General features: G+C 39.6%; 11 protein-coding genes and 1 pseudogene. 5 read left to right on the top strand and 7 right to left on the bottom strand.

The annotated features are described in order from the left end of the window. Positions 1–27: 27 nt before the first annotated feature. Positions 28–879 (bottom strand): phosphatase PAP2 family protein, encoded by an 852-nt coding sequence (locus FK178_RS01945; protein ID WP_240793880.1) that lies wholly within the window; start codon positions 877–879, stop codon positions 28–30. Positions 880–1128: 249 nt separating this feature from the next. Here FK178_RS01945 and FK178_RS01950 point away from each other — a divergent pair, with 249 nt between their 5' ends. Then, entirely contained in the window at positions 1129–2256 is a 1128-nt protein-coding gene (locus FK178_RS01950; protein WP_146830473.1) for a vWA domain-containing protein, read from the top strand. 35 nt (positions 2257–2291) lie between these two features. Further along, positions 2292–3755: a magnesium chelatase gene (locus FK178_RS01955; protein ID WP_146830475.1), complete on the top strand. Its 1464-nt coding sequence runs from the start codon at positions 2292–2294 to the stop codon at positions 3753–3755. Positions 3756–3790: 35 nt separating this feature from the next. Here FK178_RS01955 and FK178_RS01960 read toward each other — a convergent pair whose 3' ends face one another. Together FK178_RS01960 and FK178_RS01965 are read right to left on the bottom strand one after the other, a co-directional pair. Continuing rightward, the gene (locus FK178_RS01960) at positions 3791–5278 is read right to left on the bottom strand and encodes a S10 family peptidase (RefSeq protein ID WP_146830477.1); all 1488 of its coding nucleotides are present in this window, start codon (positions 5276–5278) and stop codon (positions 3791–3793) included. Between the two features lie 58 nt (positions 5279–5336). Continuing rightward, a complete protein-coding gene (locus tag FK178_RS01965; RefSeq protein WP_146830479.1) occupies positions 5337–6989 on the bottom strand; it encodes an ABC1 kinase family protein in 1653 nt (550 codons plus the stop codon). A 224-nt stretch (positions 6990–7213) separates the two neighbouring features. On the opposite strand from FK178_RS01965, the gene FK178_RS15590 reads away from it, so the two are divergent. Beyond that, entirely contained in the window at positions 7214–7387 is a 174-nt protein-coding gene (locus FK178_RS15590; RefSeq protein ID WP_240793881.1) for a hypothetical protein, read from the top strand. A 6-nt stretch (positions 7388–7393) separates the two neighbouring features. After that, on the top strand, positions 7394–9481 hold the full coding sequence (locus FK178_RS01970; RefSeq protein ID WP_317130392.1) for a bifunctional SulP family inorganic anion transporter/carbonic anhydrase: 2088 nt from the start codon (positions 7394–7396) through the stop codon (positions 9479–9481). A gap of 11 nt (positions 9482–9492) precedes the next feature. Here FK178_RS01970 and FK178_RS01975 read toward each other — a convergent pair whose 3' ends face one another. The 4 genes and pseudogenes from FK178_RS01975 to FK178_RS15965 form a co-directional block, all read right to left on the bottom strand. Further along, positions 9493–9981 (bottom strand): DUF2231 domain-containing protein, encoded by a 489-nt coding sequence (locus tag FK178_RS01975; RefSeq protein ID WP_146830481.1) that lies wholly within the window; start codon positions 9979–9981, stop codon positions 9493–9495. Next, positions 9982–10293, bottom strand: a complete 312-nt coding sequence (locus FK178_RS01980) for a hypothetical protein (protein ID WP_146830483.1) — start codon at positions 10291–10293, stop codon at positions 9982–9984. A 93-nt stretch (positions 10294–10386) separates the two neighbouring features. Beyond that, positions 10387–12387, bottom strand: coding sequence for a cation:proton antiporter domain-containing protein (locus FK178_RS01985; RefSeq protein WP_146830485.1), 2001 nt, complete (start codon positions 12385–12387; stop codon positions 10387–10389). Between the two features lie 191 nt (positions 12388–12578). Continuing rightward, positions 12579–14455: pseudogene (locus FK178_RS15965) on the bottom strand (M61 family metallopeptidase). A 181-nt stretch (positions 14456–14636) separates the two neighbouring features. Between FK178_RS15965 and FK178_RS01995 the strand changes: the two are divergent. Further along, positions 14637–18641: a DUF5689 domain-containing protein gene (locus tag FK178_RS01995; RefSeq protein WP_146830487.1), complete on the top strand. Its 4005-nt coding sequence runs from the start codon at positions 14637–14639 to the stop codon at positions 18639–18641. The last annotated feature ends 39 nt before the right edge of the window (positions 18642–18680 follow it).

Raw genomic sequence — 18680 nt, forward strand, 5'->3', positions numbered from 1 at the left:
TTGTGAAGCTTAGGTAATATTTGAAATTTAAAACTGATAAGAAATCCCTATCCCCTGTGAATTTACATTCTCACCACGCAGGTTGAATCCCATTGTTGGGTAAATTTCAACATTTTTATTCTTTTTTTTATGAATTTCGGGAATTAATATTCCACTGGCTGCTCCTACCGCCAAACCTACAATATTGTCTGTAAGAAAATGTTTTCCGCTTTGAATTCTCAAATATCCAACTGTAGCAGGAATTGCGGCTGCTACCCCCCATACTACCGGTCTCCAGGGGGAATCCGGATTAAAATCATTAAAAACTTTAGCAGCAAAAAAAGTGGCAGCTGCGGTAGCAGCGGTATGTCCTGCAAAGAAGGATCTCTGTTCATCATTATCCATTCTTTCCTCATCGGGAATCGAAGTATTGTAAACCAGGGGGCGGCTTTTTTCTACCAGTGCAGCTGTTATGGTAAAGAGAGCTCCGGTTGTTGCCATAGATTCAACAAAAAGGACAGAAATCTGGCCTGCATGTGACCTTTCATTTTCATTGATGAGAAGGGCGAGCGGCAAGGCAAAAGAGGTAAACATTGGAATATAACTTGCGCTGTTGGCTTTTTCAGAATAATTCCCGGCAGCCCATCGATCTATCCCCCAAATATCATCCTTAGACAGGGCATTGAGGTCTTGTTGAGACAAACTTGGTTTATCCTGAATTAAAAGTACGCCCACTACATTTAAGCCAACACCGGTTGTTATCCAGATACCATCTTTAACCAGATCTGTTTCATAGGGTGATTCTTTTTTCTGGGAGTAGGAATTAAAATTTAAACAAATGATGCACAGGGAAATCAATATCGATTTAAGGGTCATATAGATATTTTTTTCAAATCTCATATTTATCATTCAATAAAATAAAGGGTTTAAGAAAAGAATAACATCAGGTTAGCTCATTCCGGAATATGCAATCCTTAAATTAACAAAAGTTTAGTCCGTGTTGAGATTGGTTTCTTCTCTTATTGCGACTAAAATCCTTTAACTTTAAAAAATGAATTGAGCAACTAGGGAACTAAAAATCACCGGTTGATTAAGAAAATACTTTCCTGAAGAAATCTGAATTCATTTGAACCGATTAAAGCTCCACACATGAAAGAGGAAAAAAAACGGATAAGAAGTGGTTTTATTTTTAAAAAATTTGAAGAAGAAAATAAATCACCTTTCGATAAGCTATTTGAGATCTTTAAAGAATTAATTACCCATACTTCAGGGGATTTTGATGAAGCAATAGAGTGGTTGAGACAGCTGGATGTTGAATATAAGCTTACAGATGAAAATTATAGTATTGATGATTTTATAGAAGACCTCAAAAAGAAAGGTTATATAAGAGAAGAAATTACCCCCAACGGCCCCGGGATGGCAATTACAGCTAAAACAGAACGCGCAATACGGCAGCAGGCATTAAATCAAATATTCGGGAAACTTAAAAAAAGCGGTACCGGGAATCATTCTACCAAATACCAGGGCGCCGGCGATGAGCATACGGGTGAATTTAAAGAATTTCATTATGGAGATTCCCTAGACAGGATTGCTATGACCGAGAGCCTTAAAAATGCCCAGATCAATCATGGCGCGGGAGATTTTAAAATGACCGAAGATGATCTGGTCGTGGAAGAGACCCACCATAAATCCCAAATGAGTACGGTCCTTATGATTGACATTAGCCATAGTATGATACTGTACGGTGAAGACAGGATTACCCCTGCCAAAAAAGTTGCAATGGCCCTGGCTGAACTTATCACCACCCGCTATCCTAAAGATACCCTGGACATTTTAGTATTTGGAAATGATGCGTGGGCTATTTCCATTGGAGACCTGCCGTACTTACAGGTGGGGCCATACCATACAAATACAGTGGCCGGATTACAGCTTGCAATGGATCTTTTACGGCGCAAGAGAAACACCAATAAACAAATTTTCATGATCACAGATGGAAAGCCAAGCTGTATTAGGGAACGTGATGGCTCTTATTATAAAAACAGTGTAGGCCTGGATCCCTATATTATTGATAAATGTTATACCATGGCACAGCAGGCCAGGAAATTACACATTCCAATTACAACATTCATGATTGCACAGGATCCATATCTGGAAAGGTTTGTCCGGGAGTTTACCCAGGCAAATCATGGGAAAGCCTTTTTCACCGGATTAAAAGGACTGGGGGAAATGATTTTTGAAGATTATGAATCTAACAGGAAAAAAAGGATCAAGGGTTGAAAATTTGGAGAATTAAGAGAATTAAAAAATAAACTATGAATAAGGAAAAGATAAACTCATTAGGGGAATTAATAAAAGCAGGATATAAGTCTAAAAGTATCAAAGAAGAACTTAGGCAAAACCTCCTGGAAAAAATAAAAAATGGCACACCGGCGTTTGAGGGAATTCATGGGTATGAACATAGCGTGATCCCTGAACTGGAGCGGGCCATTCTATCTAAGCATAATATAAACCTGCTTGGTTTAAGAGGACAGGCTAAAACCCGTCTTGCCCGGCTTATGGTAAATTTACTGGATGAATGGATCCCAATTGTAGAGGGCTCTGAGATTAATGACGATCCACTGCAGCCCCTTTCCAGGTTTGCCAAGGATCTGATGAAAGACAAAGGTGATAAAACTCCAATTGCATGGATACACCGCGATGAACGTTTCTTCGAAAAACTGGCTACTCCTGATGTTACGGTAGCGGACCTGATTGGAGACGTGGATCCTATTAAGGCTGCCAACTTAAAACTGAGTTATGCGGATGACAGGGTAATTCATTTTGGAATGATCCCACGTGCAAACCGCTGTATCTTTGTGATCAATGAACTGCCAGATCTTCAGGCAAGAATTCAGGTAGCACTTTTTAATATTTTGCAGGAAGGAGATATCCAAATACGCGGATTCAAATTACGGCTTCCGCTTGATATGCAGTTTGTTTTCACTGCAAATCCAGAAGATTATACAAACAGGGGTAGTATTGTAACTCCATTAAAAGATAGAATTGGATCCCAAATTCTTACCCATTATCCGCGCGAAATTGAAACTGCAAAAATGATCACAAAACAGGAAGCCAAAATGGATTCTTTCCAAAGTGAAATGATCTATATCCCCGAGCTGGCACGGGATCTTCTGGAACAAATAAGTTTTGAAGCCCGGGATAATGAATATATTGATGCCCGCAGCGGGATAAGTGCACGCCTTAGTATTTCGGCACTGGAAAACCTTTTGAGTACGGCAGAACGCAGAGCCTTGAAAACAGGGGATAAAAAGACACAGATCAGGTTTGGAGATTTTATGGGTGTAATTCCGGCAATTACCGGAAAGATTGAACTTGTGTATGAAGGGGAGCAGGAGGGAAGCGCAGCGGTTGCCCAGCAATTAATAGCCGATGCCGTGAAAACCTTATTCCCTAATTATTTCCCCAAGATCGAAAAACTCGAAAAACCAAATGCCGAGAATCCTTACAATGACCTGGTGGAATGGTTTTTTGCGGAAAGCGGTTTTGAACTTCTCGATGATATTTCAGATAAAGAATATAAGGAAAAGCTTGATTCTGTTCCTCCGCTTAATGATCTTATCAAAAAGTATCAGCCCGAAATAGAGGAAAAAGATTCTTATTTTCTGAAGGAATTTTTATTGTGGGGTCTTGTGGAATTTCAGAAATTAAATAAATACCGCTTTACCACTGGAATTCAGTTTAAGGATCTTTACGGAAGCTATATTAGCGGATTATAGAAAATTAAAAACCCTGCTATTTGCAGGGTTTTTAATTAATTATATTTTGCAGATTGCCCTTCCCGCGGCAAATTATTTTTTATAAATTCCCTTATATCATCATTGGCATTTTTCAGGTCGTCGCTCCTAAGATACATCATATGGCCACTACGATATCCCTTAAAACTAATTCTATCCTGCATTCTACCGCTGGGATCTAACTGCCACATGGTATATTTTGCATTAAAATAGGTAGTAGCACCATCAAAATAGCCCGCCTGGATCAAAACTTCAAGATTAGGATTTTGAGCCATGGCCTGCCTCAGGTTTTCACCTGAATTGTCTCCACTCCTGTCCCATGGATGTACGGGACCAAACATAAAATATTTCAGGTCTGTCTTAAATTTTAATTCTTCCTGTAAGTAATAGTTAATTGCAGGGGTGAAAGAATGTAGCCAGGATGTAAGCTCAGCATTATAATCTGGAGCATCACCAGATTCTTTGGAGTCTATACCAAGATATCTTGAATCAAGACGGCCAATGGTGTAACCTCCCTCTTCGCGCATCAATTCTTTCCAGAAGTATCTGAAAGGTACAGCAAGATTGTTTTGTAGGATCACTTTTTCAGAAATTCCCGAGTATATAGACATTTGTCTAGCCATTTCCTGTTTTTTGGTCTTCTCGGTAAAACCGCCTTTTACCAGGACAGGTAGTAAGGTGTTAATTGCATATTCTTCAACTTCGGGAAGCAGAACATCCAGATCTTTACTTTGCATACTGGCTGGCAATTTTTTGTGGTACCAGGCTGCCGCAGCAAAATAGGGGAGCCTGTTTGCTATTTCAACCGGTCCTCCACGCTCAATTCCAATTTCAGTGGGAGAAACCAGGATAACTCCGTTCAGATACATCCAATGGCTGTTTTGTAATTCCAACGCGAGGCCGGAAACTCTTGTGGTACCATAGCTTTCACCAATTAAATATTTAGGAGAAAGCCACCTATTATTTCTGGTAACAAAGGTGTTTATCCAGCCGGCCAGGTATTTGATATCTGCATTAGTACCAAAAAAGTCTTTGCGGTCCTGTTTCTTTTCCCCTTTTTCAATTAATCTTGAATAACCGGTATTTACAGGATTTACATACACAATATCTGCAATATCCAGGATTGAATGAGGATTCGCTTTTACCCCATAGGGTTGTACAGGAAATCCTTCATCATCTATTTTCAAAACCCTGGGCCCGGTATATGCCAGGTGCATCCAAACAGAAGCCGATCCCGGCCCGCCGTTAAAAGAGATCACCAGTGGCCGGTTCTCTGTATTTTGGATCCCGCTGCGCTTATAATAAGTGTAAAATAAACTCGCCACAGGCTCCCCCGCTTCATTCCAAACAGGTTGTGTTCCGGTTTGGGCGGTGTAATTGATAGCTTTTCCACCTATATTTACTGTGTGACTTGTTGCAACAGTAGTATCTACAGGTAGTTCCACCTTTTGAGAAAAAACAGAAATAGAAAAAGAACTTAGAATAATCAGGTAAAAATATTTCATTGGGAAAAATTGGTTTTAAATAAAAGTATAAAAATGGGAATTTTCAGGGATAAAATCGTTATTCGTCCTTAAATAGGATGGTATAACTCAAAGCAATACCTCCCGCCGCTGCTATTAAAAAGAAAATTATTGCGAGACCCGGATATCCAAAAATCATAAAAGGAGATGGGACACTCATTAACATAGATGCTCCAATGATCATTGCCGCAATGATCAATCCTAAGGTGATCCTGTTTGCCACTTTTTGAAAACCATCTGTCCATCGCTTTTCATCAATGGCATCTATCTTCATCCGAAAATTGTTGTTGGCGAGATTTTCAGAGATCTTATTAAGTCGCTGCGGAAGGTTTTCAGCAAGATTCTTAGTTTGTAGGGCTAGCGCAAAAAGATTTTCAGGTTTCATTTCATGATACATCTTGGAGCGCATCATTTTATTTACATGCTCTCTTATAGCCTTTCTAAGATCAAACTCAGGTTCTAAAACCGCCACTATCTGATCCATATTTAATAGGATCTTGCCCAATATATTAACTTCAACAGAAATATGAATTCCATTTTCTGCAGCCACCCGGTTCATTTGTATTAGCAGTCTTCCGGTTTGCATTTGGTAAGCCTTGGTATTTTGGCTGTCCATCACGAGATGGTTAATGGTGTTTTTGAAATTTTTAAGGTCTGCCTCTTCACCTGCTTCACTCATTGACAATAACACATCTGCCGAAGCTTCTCCGTCATTTTGGCTTAAGGCTATAAGAAGTTGCAATAATTTCTCCTGCATGGAGGGTGTAAATTTAGCCACCATTCCAAGATCTATGAGTGCTATTTTATTGTCTCCAGTTAAATGCACATTCCCCGGGTGAGGGTCGGCATGCACAAATCCGTCTGTAATGAGTTGTTTCAAATAAGCATCAACAAGTTCATCTACCAAAGGGCTAAGATTATTTTCCAATCTTTTTAGGGGAGAAATAGATGTTATTTTGGTCCCTTGTATAAAATCCATGGTAAGCACCCGGGATGAGGAATAATCCAAAACAGGTTGAGGTACAATTATATTCTTGTACTCGGCAAGGTTTTCTCCAAGGGTCATTAAATTCTGTCCCTCCCGTACATAATCCAGTTCCTGGAGCAAAATGTGGCGTAATTCAGCCAACACTTCATCAAAGGCATATTTTTTAGCTACCTGGGTGTGTTTTACAGCAAAATCTGCCAGCTCCTTCAACGTATCAAGATCATCCAGGAATTGTTTTCTTATTCCGGGTCGTTGTACCTTAACTGCTACCGGTTTCCCCGACCTCAAAGTGGCCTTATGAACCTGTCCAATAGATGCACTGGCCAGAGGCTCTTCACTAAAGAAGGAAAATGCCTTTGAAATACGGGTTCCTATTTCCTCTTCAACTATTTTGTGAACTTCATCATACGGTATTGGTGGGACATCATCCTGTAAAGTTGCCAGCGCCTGTAAATAGGCATCAGGCAAAAGGTCCGGCCGGGTTGAGAGTAATTGGCCCAGTTTAATGTAGGTAGGCCCCATTTTTTTAAGGTCATCTACTAATTCCTCGGGAGTCTGGTCATAAACCTCAGAATCCCTCTCTTCGTTCTCATTTTCATCAAGAGCGGTTGCTGCAGTTTGATGGAAAAGATCACTATTCCAATACTTTAGCATAAATCCTATGAACTTACGGTAACGCACCAAATTATCAGGAAGTACAGACATATATTTAAATGGATTGTTTAATGTAATTAAAGATATCTAATTATAATTATCCCGCAAACAGAATGACTCGGGAGCAGGAATGTTTTTAGGTTTTTGTGAAAAGTTTAATAATCCGGCTTTTATAAAAGCCTCTTTAAGTTGCATAAATTGAGGATTTTGTTATTTTTACGAACAACCTTCTGCTTTAGGAAGGAATGTAATCTTTAAAATTAGATAACTTCCATTTGAAAAATATCCCGAAATTTAATAAGATCGTTGACAAGGTAGATATGGAGCAACTTCATAAACCTATCTTTTCCCGGCTTAATAAGGATATTCCTGCCAGTATTGTAGTGTTTCTGGTGGCGCTGCCCCTTTGTCTTGGAATCGCCCTGGCAAGTGGAGCGCCTCTTGTATAAGGGCTTATTTCAGGTATTGTTGGAGGTCTGGTTGTAGGTAGTATAAGTAAATCTTCAGTAAGTGTTAGTGGCCCCGCGGCGAGTGTATCTGCCGTTGTATTGGCAGCAATAATTTCAATTGGAGATTTTAAAGTTTTCTTACTGGCAGTGGTATTGGGAGGGATTTTCCAGCTTGCTCTGGGACTTTTAAAGGCGGGACTAATTGCCGATTATATGCCTTCCAACATTATTAAAGGCTTACTCGCAGCAATTGGTATTATTTTAATAATGTCTCAGTTTCCTTATGCATTGGGGATAGTACCAGATTCTGAAAGTTACTTCAATCCATCTTTAGGTTTTTTGGATCAGGTTGAAAATATCACAATTTCTTTTTATAATTCCCTGGGAGCCGGGCCAATTATTATCAGCCTTATTTCGCTCGCCATAATGATATTCTGGGAGAAGTCTCCGCTCAAAAATTTTAATCTATTGCCCCCGGCCCTGGTTGTGGTAATTATTGGTGTGGTTCTTAATTTTTTATTTGAAGTCTTAATTCCGGGTTTTCATCTTAATGCTGCTCAATTGGTAAACATTCCAAAAATTGACCACATAGGGGAACTGGTAACTTTTCCAGATTTCACCGCGATCACAAATCCAGAAGTTTGGGGCGTTGCCATAAGCATCACCTTAATTGCATCCATTGCCAGTTTACTGGCCATAGAAGCGGCAGATGAAATAGACCCCCATAAACGCAACACTCCACCAAACAGGGAATTGGTAGCCCAGGGAATTGGAAATACCTTAACCGGTCTCATAGGGGGAATTCCCATTACCTCGGTAATTGTTCGAAGCTCTGTAAATATTAATGCGGGGGCAGAAACTAAACTCTCTACAATACTGCATGGATTTTTCCTTCTATTAAGCGTTTTATTTTTGAGCAGGGTTTTAAACCTTATCCCACTGTCCAGTCTTGCCGCGATTTTATTGGTAATAGGTTATAAACTCGCCTCCTGGGAAGTGATCTCTACTATGTTTAAAAAGGGCTGGAACCAGTTTATTCCTTTCATAGTAACAGTAGTTGCTATTATAGCTACAGATTTGCTTATAGGGATCTTCATTGGTACCCTTGTAAGTATCTTTTTTATCCTACGCAGCAATTATCACAATGCATTTTTTATTGAAAACACAAAAATTTTTAAAGGGGAGACCATTCGCCTGGAATTATCAAATGAAGTGTCATTTTTCAATAAAGCCTCTATTAAAAATACACTTTGGAATGTACCTGATAATTCTACGGTTATTATTGACGCAACGTTTGCCAGTTATATAGATCATGATGTATTGGAGATATTTAAAGATTTTAAGGAGACCTATGCCCGCGAACACGATATCAACCTTAGTATTATAGGCCTAAAAGAAAAATATGATCTTGGAAAGGATCTAAAGTTTGTCCAGGAGGAAATTCAGGTGTTCAAGGAAAGATCAACACCGGAAGAAATATTTGAATACCTGCAGGATGGCAATCAACGCTATGTAGATGGAAAACTTGTGTCTCGCAGGTTACGGAATAAGGAACTTATGGATTTCATTAATGCACCCCCTCTGGCTGCGGTAGTAAATTGCATTGATATGAGGGAACCCCTTAATGTTTTAATGAATACCGGAATTGGAGATCTTATTCCTATACGAACGGCAGGAAATCTGGTAGATAAGGAAGTTATTAGGAGTATAGAAGTGGCGTGTAAAAAACAGGGTGCTAAATTTATCCTTTTTATGGGGAACTCTTCTAATAAAATTTATGCTGAAGCTTTGCGCGATTACCGCGATTCCAACCCAAGTTATTTGATACCGCTTATCACTGATGCGGTAAATGCCTTAGGGGTTCAAAGAGGATCCATTAAAGAGGAAACAATTTTTGGGATAGCAGATGATATCACAAACTGGAATATTGAAAGGTCCAAAAGCCGGATCATGGAAATGAGTGATTATTTAAAAAAAGAAATTGAAGAAGGAAGAGTAGGACTGGCATCGGGATTTTTTAACCGGTCGAATGGCAAAATTGAATTTTCAAAACAATATATTACTCCGGGTATCATCAATGTCCTTGAAGGATAAGGGAATTAGCTTTAATTAAATTCATCGCAATTGGCAGATGGTATATTTACACCTGCTGCCTGCTCATATACCAGGCTAGCGCCGCTATGTCCTACAAAACCTACATAACCCGATCCTATGAGCAATAGAATAATAAGTAAGCCCCTGGCTATAGAAGACTTAAAATTCAAAATTCCCGCTTGATACACTACATCTAAAATAAGAGCCGAAGTAAACAACCATATCATTGTATATGCGGTATTCTCATGGGTTTTCAAAACCGTGGGATCACAAAGATTTCTGGATACGATTCCATCTGCCAGGTTACCGGTATAAATGGCCATCCAACCTCCCAGGGTTCCCAGAAAAAGCAATATACTTGCAGGGAGATCAAGAAATTTACCTTTAGGCCAAAGGCCGGCAATTTTAAATAAAGTGGCTACAAGAAGGAGGGCAATGGGGAAATGAACAAACAGAGGATGTAACACCTCTGTTCGCAAAAAATCCGGGAATATTTCCATTTAATCAAGAATTCGTACTGCTATTGGGTCAAGTCGTTTTCCTGTCTTTTCTACATCAACTTCTACCTGTTGGCCTTCTTCCAGATTTGAAAATTCAACCCTTTCCCCATTTCGGGTGAGGCTGGTATTATCAGTAAAATATAGCTCCAGGGTTTTATTGTCTGAAGTTTTTACATAGATCTCTGTTTTTGAGGCTTCCACCTTATCTACAATCCCCCTGTATGTACCTGATTCTACAATATCGGTTTTTTCTCCACAGGAAACGAATAAAAATGCAATCACTAATAAGATTGCTGAAAGGTTTAGTTTCATAATTTAAAATTTAGGATTAATGAATAAAGTATGGCCTCAGGCTATATAAATTTAATCAATTTACATGTTGAAATATCAAATTTATTAAATAAGTTATAATGAAATCAATTGGTTAAGTTGATTGATGTTTGTAGGATTTCCGAAGAGATACAGGAGGTCCCCCTGTTCAATAACGGTGGTGTTGTTTATATTAGTTATATAATTTGCACCTCTTTTTATGGTGAGAACGGTCACGCCATAATTTTTCCCAATACCTGATTGTTCAATTGATTTTCCTACAATATTATTATTTCTACGCTGCACACTTAGAGTAACAATTTCCTTGTTGGGTATATGGAGGTGTTGATATGCAGGAGTGTGAGGCCCTTCTTTTAGGGTAGTTAGCATCTCATAATCTGAAGATCGTATTTGATTTATAAATTCCTGGATCTCGTTATGGGGTATTAAATATTTACGCAATACCCTGCTGAAGATCTCTATAGAGGTTTCAAACTCTTCAGGAATTACTTCATCTGCGCCCAACCGAATGTTGTCTTCTATTTCCCTTACATACCGGGTTCTTACAATTAAGGTGGCGGTTTGAGTTAAAACCCTCACGCAGTTTATGATTTTTTTGGTGGCTTCAGGATCAGAAATAGCTATAACAATTACCCGGGATTCCTGTACGTGTAAATGTTTAAGGATAACTGGATTTGAAGCATCGCCATATACAATTGGCTCTCCTTTCTTTTTGGCCATCTGGAAGGATTCGGGATCCAGGTCTGTGATCACGTAGGGGATCTTGGCATATTTAGCGGCTTTGGCAATGTTCTGGCCGTTAATTCCGTAGCCAATAATTACTAGATGGTCCTTAAGCTCTTCTGAAGAAACTGTCTCCTGCCGGTGTATTTGTCTTACATTATTTAGGCGTTGTTTTACCCTTGCAGGAAGAGGAATTCTTACGAGGAAATAGGTTATACGATCTGAATAATTAATAAGAAAAGGGGTGAGGCCCATGGTTATAATTGAAATTGCCAGGAAATACTGGTACACATTTACCGGTAAAATGTCGTTTTGTACCCCCACAGTAGATAGAAGTAAAGAAAATTCTCCTACCTGAAATAAGGCAAATACCGTCATAAAAATAGTTCTTGCAGGATATCGAAGGCTTAAAACCGTAATTGCCAGAATTATCATTTTTAATAGGATAACCCCAACTACTAAAAGTAGAATTAGGAGAATATTTTCAAAGAAAAAATTGAGATTAAGCAGGGACCCCACTGAAATAAAAAAGAAACTTATAAATATTTCACGAAAGGGCAGCACATTGGCCGTAGCCTGATGGCTGTAATCTGATTCTGAAATGATGAGGCCGGCAAAAAAAGCTCCTAAAGCAAGCGATAAACCTACAGATGAAGTGAGCCACGCTACACCAAAGCAAAAAACAATGGTTGTGAGAATAAATAATTCCCGGTTCTTTGTTTTAATTACCATTTTAAAAATTCGCGGAACCACGTAAATAGCGAGTAAATAGATCACCAGGCCAACACCAAGGATCTTAAGGAGAAGAATACCTAGAGTCTCTAAAATATTATCAGATTTTCCTGCAAGTAATGGTGTAAGCAACATCATTGGCACAACAATGATATCCTGAAATATTAATATTGCTACGGAAACTCTGCCATGGGGAGAAGTTACTTCTCCTTTTTCCTGAAAAAGTTTAAGTACTATTGCAGTGCTGCTTAGAGAGAATAAAAAACCTAAAAAAACCGCGGTATTAATAGGTAAACCTAAAAATGTTGAAATAAGACTTGTAAAAAGGATAGTTCCTCCCACCTGCATTCCTCCACCTATAAGGATCGTATTTTTAATAGAGGCCAATCCTTTTAAAGACAATTCAATTCCAATAATGAAAAGCAGGAAAATAATACCAATTTCGCTTAATAATTCTACCTCGTGTTGTGAGCTTATAAGGTTAAAGGCATAAGGCCCGGCAATGATTCCTGCCAATAGAAAACCCAAAAGAGAGGGCACTTTAATTTTTTGGAACAGGAGAATTATAAAGATCGAAAGACCCAACACTACCACAATATCTTTAAGAATTGGTATTTCCATTTTTTATATGCTAATTGATTGGTTTTCCCAATTATTCAGGCTACACTTAGCTTTTCACAAAATAACATTTATTTTGGCAATAGTTGGTTTTATTTCCTGTGGATTTTCCCCCATTTATAGCCGTGATTTCTCAAATTAAAAAAGGCGATAACATAATGTCAATCGCCTTTTATACACTTGAATTATTCTTATTATCCTTTAAGCCATGCTCCCCTTATTTTCATTCTTGGATCAGTTTCTGGAAGGTCCAGGGAGCGCAATTTAAGTTCGGAATCTGTTGGAACTGTGACTTTTCCTTTCAATTCCTTTTCTTTCCCGTCACGTTCAATTATCATTGTAAAATCCTCTCCTTCCTCCCAGGCTTCAGAAGTTAGAACCAGTTCGTACACATTCTGTACATTATAATCGGTTCCGTTTATAGATTTGATAATATCCCCGTTTTGAACTCCCAGTTCTAACCAAAAGGAATTGAGCGTGATATTATTTCTGAAGAAAAGTTCACCGCTGTCCGGCACCGCATCAATATATGGGATTTGTCCTTTTATAAAATAAGAGGTGTTAATAGTAGTTTCTGCCATTTCAACCCCCGCTTTTTCAAGGAATTGCTCGTAGTGAATAGGAATTTCCCCGGTAATATATTCCCGGAAAAAATCTCCTATTTCAGGAAAGGTCATTTCCACTATTTGGGGAATGAGTTCATCATCTTCGAAGGGTTGGTTTTTTCCATATTTCTGGCTCAGGTCTTTCATGAGGTCCAGAATTCCTTTTTCACCCTTGCTCAGTTCGCGCAATTTAAGGTCCAGGGCCATTCCAATCAAGGCTCCTTTTAAATAGACATTGTAATAATCACTTTTATAAGGCTCTTCCAGGATGTTTTTGCTCATTAAAGTAAATGGTACCGTATCGTCATAATTCTTTGCATCTTCGATTTTTGAGGACATCCGGTCATAAAAATCCTGTTCGGTGATCAAATCCTGATTCACCTGGAAGAGGTGGGCAAAATATTCGGTTACACCTTCATACATCCAAAGGTGTTGAGACATTTGGGGATTGTTATAATCAAAATAATGGATCTCATTGGAATGAATATTCAGGGGGTGAGAATATGAAAGAATTCGTGAGAAACTACATCGGTCATGGTCTGGTTAAGGGCATCCAATGGCATAACTTCCGGCAAAACCACCACTGTAGATGTGTGATGCTCCAGGGCTCCATAACCTTGAGCATCCAGATCTTCAGGATCTGAAAGATATAGCAGGATTGCATAATTGGAGGTGTTGTCAATATCCCCTAGAAACCTTTTTTGGGCAGTGATCATTTTTTCAATCTCAGGTTTTATACTCTTTGAAGTATAAACTTTATTGGGAGAATACACATGGAGCAAAACCTTAATATTCTGCACATTGATATAGGTTGTATCCGGCGAAGCATACATTATTGGATTGTCAATAATATCAAAATACCGGTTACTGTTATAATAATCTGTTCTTGAAGCCGGATTTTTAGGATCAGTTAGCGTTTGTGTCAAAGGCATTGAAGTTCCTGCGATAAGATTATCTGGCCGGTGAATGCTCAATTGATAGGGCAGCTCTTCCTGGTTTTGGAAGTAGCCAACAAAAGCGTGAAGATTGAGCATGAAATTTTCCTTTTCCAGGATATTGGTTCCTGCCGGTGAAAATATTCCTTCCTCTCCTGCAACATCAAAAGAATCATTTACCCAATAGGTAATCTTATCAAGATTTATCGCATTTTCAAAGATCCAGGTATTATCGTCTGTGCGCGAAACCATTAAAGGCTTGCCGGCATAATCATAAGCTTTAAGGTCTTCTATGAATTTACCGTAATTGTCTAAAGAATAAGTTCCGGGTACGGTTTTAGGAATATAAAAAGTAGTTTGGGGATCTAAAAATTTTCCGGGATCTACCGTAACCATTACTTTGTCATCTTCCACATTTACAAGGTCCAGGGATACTTTAACCTGTTTGTCATTTTCGGGGCTGGTAATTTGTTGGGTTTTACAAGCTGAAATGAAACTGATAACTGCAATTGAATAGAGAATTTTTTTCATTCTGAAATATACGTTTTTATATAGACGCTTAAGAAATGCGAAAGTTACTGTTTTGGGTTGTATTTCTGAAAATTTACCGGAATTTGAATGCAGGTAAGATTTGTTAATACTTAGTTAATAAATAGATAAGGCCTCTTATATAAAAAAACCTTTTCTTGCGGCTGTAAAAATATTCCTACCTATGAAACAAAAACTACTTCAAAGGGGCTTTATTGTGGCCTTCTTCTTTTTCACGAATGTAATTTTTTCTCAATCTGTCTTTATCAATGAATTCCATTATGATAATGCCGGTACAGATGAAGGTGAAGCGATTGAAATTGCTGGACCGGCCGGAACAGATCTTTCAGAATATAGTATTGTGCTATATAATGGAGGCAATAACAGTTCTTATGGCACCTTTCAATTATCTGGTACTATTCCGGACCAGCAAAATGGATTTGGTACCAGTGTTCTCAATTTTGCGGTTAACGGCCTTCAAAACGGGGCACCAGATGGTTTTGCCCTGGTAAAAGGAAATGAAGTGGTTCAATTCCTGAGTTATGAGGGGGTAATGACTGCTACCAACGGTCCTGCTGAAGGGATGACAAGTACAGATGTAGGTTTAGAAGAAGGAGCTAATACGCCAAGTGGTTATTCGCTGCAACTTGGAGGAGTGGGCCAGGATTATTCACAATTCACCTGGCAGGCGGAAGCACAGAATACTTTTGGAACTGTAAATAATAACCAGAGCTTTGGAGGAGATCCGGTTCAACCCGAGCCTGAGCCGGAACCGGAACCGGAGCCGGAACTTCCTCCTGCACCTGCGGTAGATGTGGTTTTTATTAACGAGATCCATTATGATAATGCCGGCTCCGATGTGAATGAGGGCGTAGAAATAGCCGGAACTGCGGGAACAGATCTTTCAGGTTATAAAATTCTCTTATACAACGGTTCTGCTTCACAACTTAAACTCTATAGCCCATCAACCACGCTTGAAGGAATAATCCCTAACAAGCAAAATGGTTTTGGAACCGTTTTCTTTCCAATTGCAGGTATTCAAAATGGGGATCCTGATGGAATTGCGCTAATAGATCCGGATGGTGCCGTGGTTCAGTTTTTAAGTTATGGAGGGACCTTTGTTCCTACAGACGGTCCTGCAGTGGGATTGGAAAGTACAGATATTGGTGTGAAACAAAATACTAATACTCCAATAGGTTTTTCCCTTCAGTTAACGGGTGAAGGAAGTTCTTACGAGGATTTCACCTGGGCCCCGGAAGCTCAGAATACCAGTGGAGAAGTTAATAATAATCAAATATTCCTTTCCCCGGAGCCGGTTCTTTTTATCAATGAGCTTCATTATGACACTTATAGTACAGATTCCGGAGAAGGATTCGAAGTAGCCGGCACGGCAGGCTTAGATCTGGCGGCTTATAGCATTATACTATACAATGGAAGTGGTGGAGGATCTTATGCCACTATACCCCTTAATGGTGTATTGCCTAATCAACAAGCAGGATATGGAACAAAAGAGTTCTATCATGTGGGTATACAAAATGGATCTCCTGATGGTCTTGCTCTTGTTAAAGGGGAAGAAGTTATTCAGTTTCTAAGCTATGAAGGCACTTTTACAGCTACTAATGGTCCTGCTGCAGGAATGGAAAGTACCGATATTGGAGTTACAGAAAACGGGGTTACAGCCGGATTTTCCCTGCAGTTGGGTGGTGTTGGTTTTAATTATGAAGATTTTACCTGGCAGGAGGCGCAAACTAATACTTTTGGAGCTGTAAATACCAATCAATCATTTGGTGGGGTAGTTGTAGAGCCTGAGCCTGAAGTGCCGGCTGAACCGGGTAGCATTGCAGCTGCAAGAGCTGCAGAGGCAGGTACAAAATTAACTGTTGAAGGTACGCTTACAGTAAGTGATCATTTAGGAAATACCGCCTATATCCAGGATCACACCGGGGGTATCGCTATTTTTGGTAACCTGGTAACAGAAGCCGGTTTGTACAAAATAGGTGATAGCCTTAAGGTATCCGGCACCACAGCAGTTTTTAATGGTTCCATTCAAATCTCAGATCTGGAGTCGGTTGAATATCTTGGAATAGCCAATGAACCAATTGAACCGAAGGAAATATCTATTTCTGAAATGGAAAATTATAGAGGCCAACTGGTAAAGATCATTGATGTAAACTTTCCAAACCCCGGCCAACTTTTCTTCGGAAATGCAAATTATAAGGTGACTGATGGTGGAGACGCAACCGGTGAGTTACGTATTGACAGTGATGTATCTTCACTTGTAGGAAAACTTCAGCCGGATGTTTGTGCAGAGGTAATTGGAGTAGTAGGAAGGTATAACCTCATCAATCAATTGCTACCCCGAAATGCAGAAGATCTGCCCTGTGCTGAGGATTACGACCCAAGCTTTCCGGGATCTGAAATTTCAAAAGAAGTTACTTTTGACGCGGTAACCTGGAATATTGAATGGTTTGGAGATGAAAAAAATGCACCTTCCGCAGGAAAAGAAAATTCTGACGAGATCCAGAAAGAAGCCGTGAAAGCAGTTCTTCTTGAATTAGATGCAGATATTATTGCGGTAAATGAAATTTCAGATGATGTGCTGTTCGGGCAAATGGTTGGCGAGATGGATGGTTACGATTATCTCCTCTCTGATGCTACCTCTTATCCTGACACTCCCGGGGGACAAAAAGTTGGGTTTATTTTCAAAACATCAAGTGTCGCTGTTACCAATAGCAGACCAATGTTCACCTCTGTTCATCCTTTTTATGATGGAGACGGTTCCTTACTTTCAGATTATCCTGAAAGCGCGGACAGATTCTATGCCAGTGGAAGATTGCCATTTTTAATGGAGGCCGATGTTACCATTGAGGGTACCACTCAGCCGATGAAATTTGTTGCTCTTCACGCCCGTGCAAATGGAAGCACCGGTGCTCAGGGGAGATATGATATGAGAAAATATGACGTTGAGGTACTTAAGGATTCTCTGGATCTTTATTATCCTAATGACAAGGTGATGATCCTTGGAGATTATAATGATGACGTAGATTTCACTGTAGCCAATGTAAGCACAACGGTTTCAACATTTGCAGCCTATACCTCAGATCCTGAAAATTACAATGTTCTAACCTCCGTGTTGAGTGACCTTGGGTTCCGTTCTTATGTAGTGGGTGATTACAATGATATGATAGATCATATTATGGTGACCAATGAACTGGAGGCAAAATACATAACAGGTTCTGCACGTGTACATTATGAACTTTACAATGCCGATTATAGTTATACCACTTCAGATCACCTTCCGGTATCCGTAAGACTGCAGTGGGAAGAATTAGCAATAGCCGGAATAGAAACAACGACCACAACCTGTACCGGGACCAGTACAGGAGCTGCCACCGTCACACCACAGGGCGGCATCCAGCCTTACACTTACGAATGGAGTGACGGGCAGGTAGGACAGACAGCAACCGGTCTTGCTGCAGGAAAATATAGTGTTACAGTTACAGATTACCTGAAGAATACTATAACTACAGAAGTTACTGTAGAAGATGCAGAAGCTATTACTTTGACAATGCCGGCAGATCTTCTGGTTTACACAGGCTATGGCTCAAACTGCGTGACGTTATCTGCTACTGAGGTCAGCGGTGGTACCGGCGCTTTTACATACCTGTGGAGTACAGGCGAGACTACAGAGACCATTTCTGTTTGTACTACGGAAGTTTCTACCTATACCCTGGAGGTAAGGGATGCTGCCGGATGTACTTCTACTGCTGAGGTGACCGTAAATGTTGAAAATTTGTCCTGTGGAAGTGGAAATAAAACGGATAAAGTAGTCCTATGTTTTAACGGAAAATCTGTGTGTGTGGCGCCCGAAGCTGTACCTGCTTTACTAAAGAATGGGGCACAATTGGGATCCTGTGAGAATGATGTAATTGTTGTGGAAGAAACCCTAGCTTCCCCTAATCCTACTCAGGGAGAAACGCTTATAAGAGTTACAAGTGCCGTAAAAGCAAATGCCAGTATCCAGGTATTCAATTTAACCGGGATGAGGATCCTGGAGCAAAAGGTATTCCTGGAGGAAGGCCAAACTTTCTTTCCTCTTAACCTCGGAAACACAATTCCCGGTATCTACCTTGTTAAAATTCAGGGAGCAGGGTTTGAAAGTGAACCTTTAAAAATAATTAAATATTAGGCTTTCAAAAAGCAATAAAAAAGGGAACCGATTGGTTCC

This window comes from Antarcticibacterium arcticum, from assembly GCF_007993795.1.
Taxonomy (GTDB): Bacteria; Bacteroidota; Bacteroidia; order Flavobacteriales; family Flavobacteriaceae; genus Gillisia; species Gillisia arctica.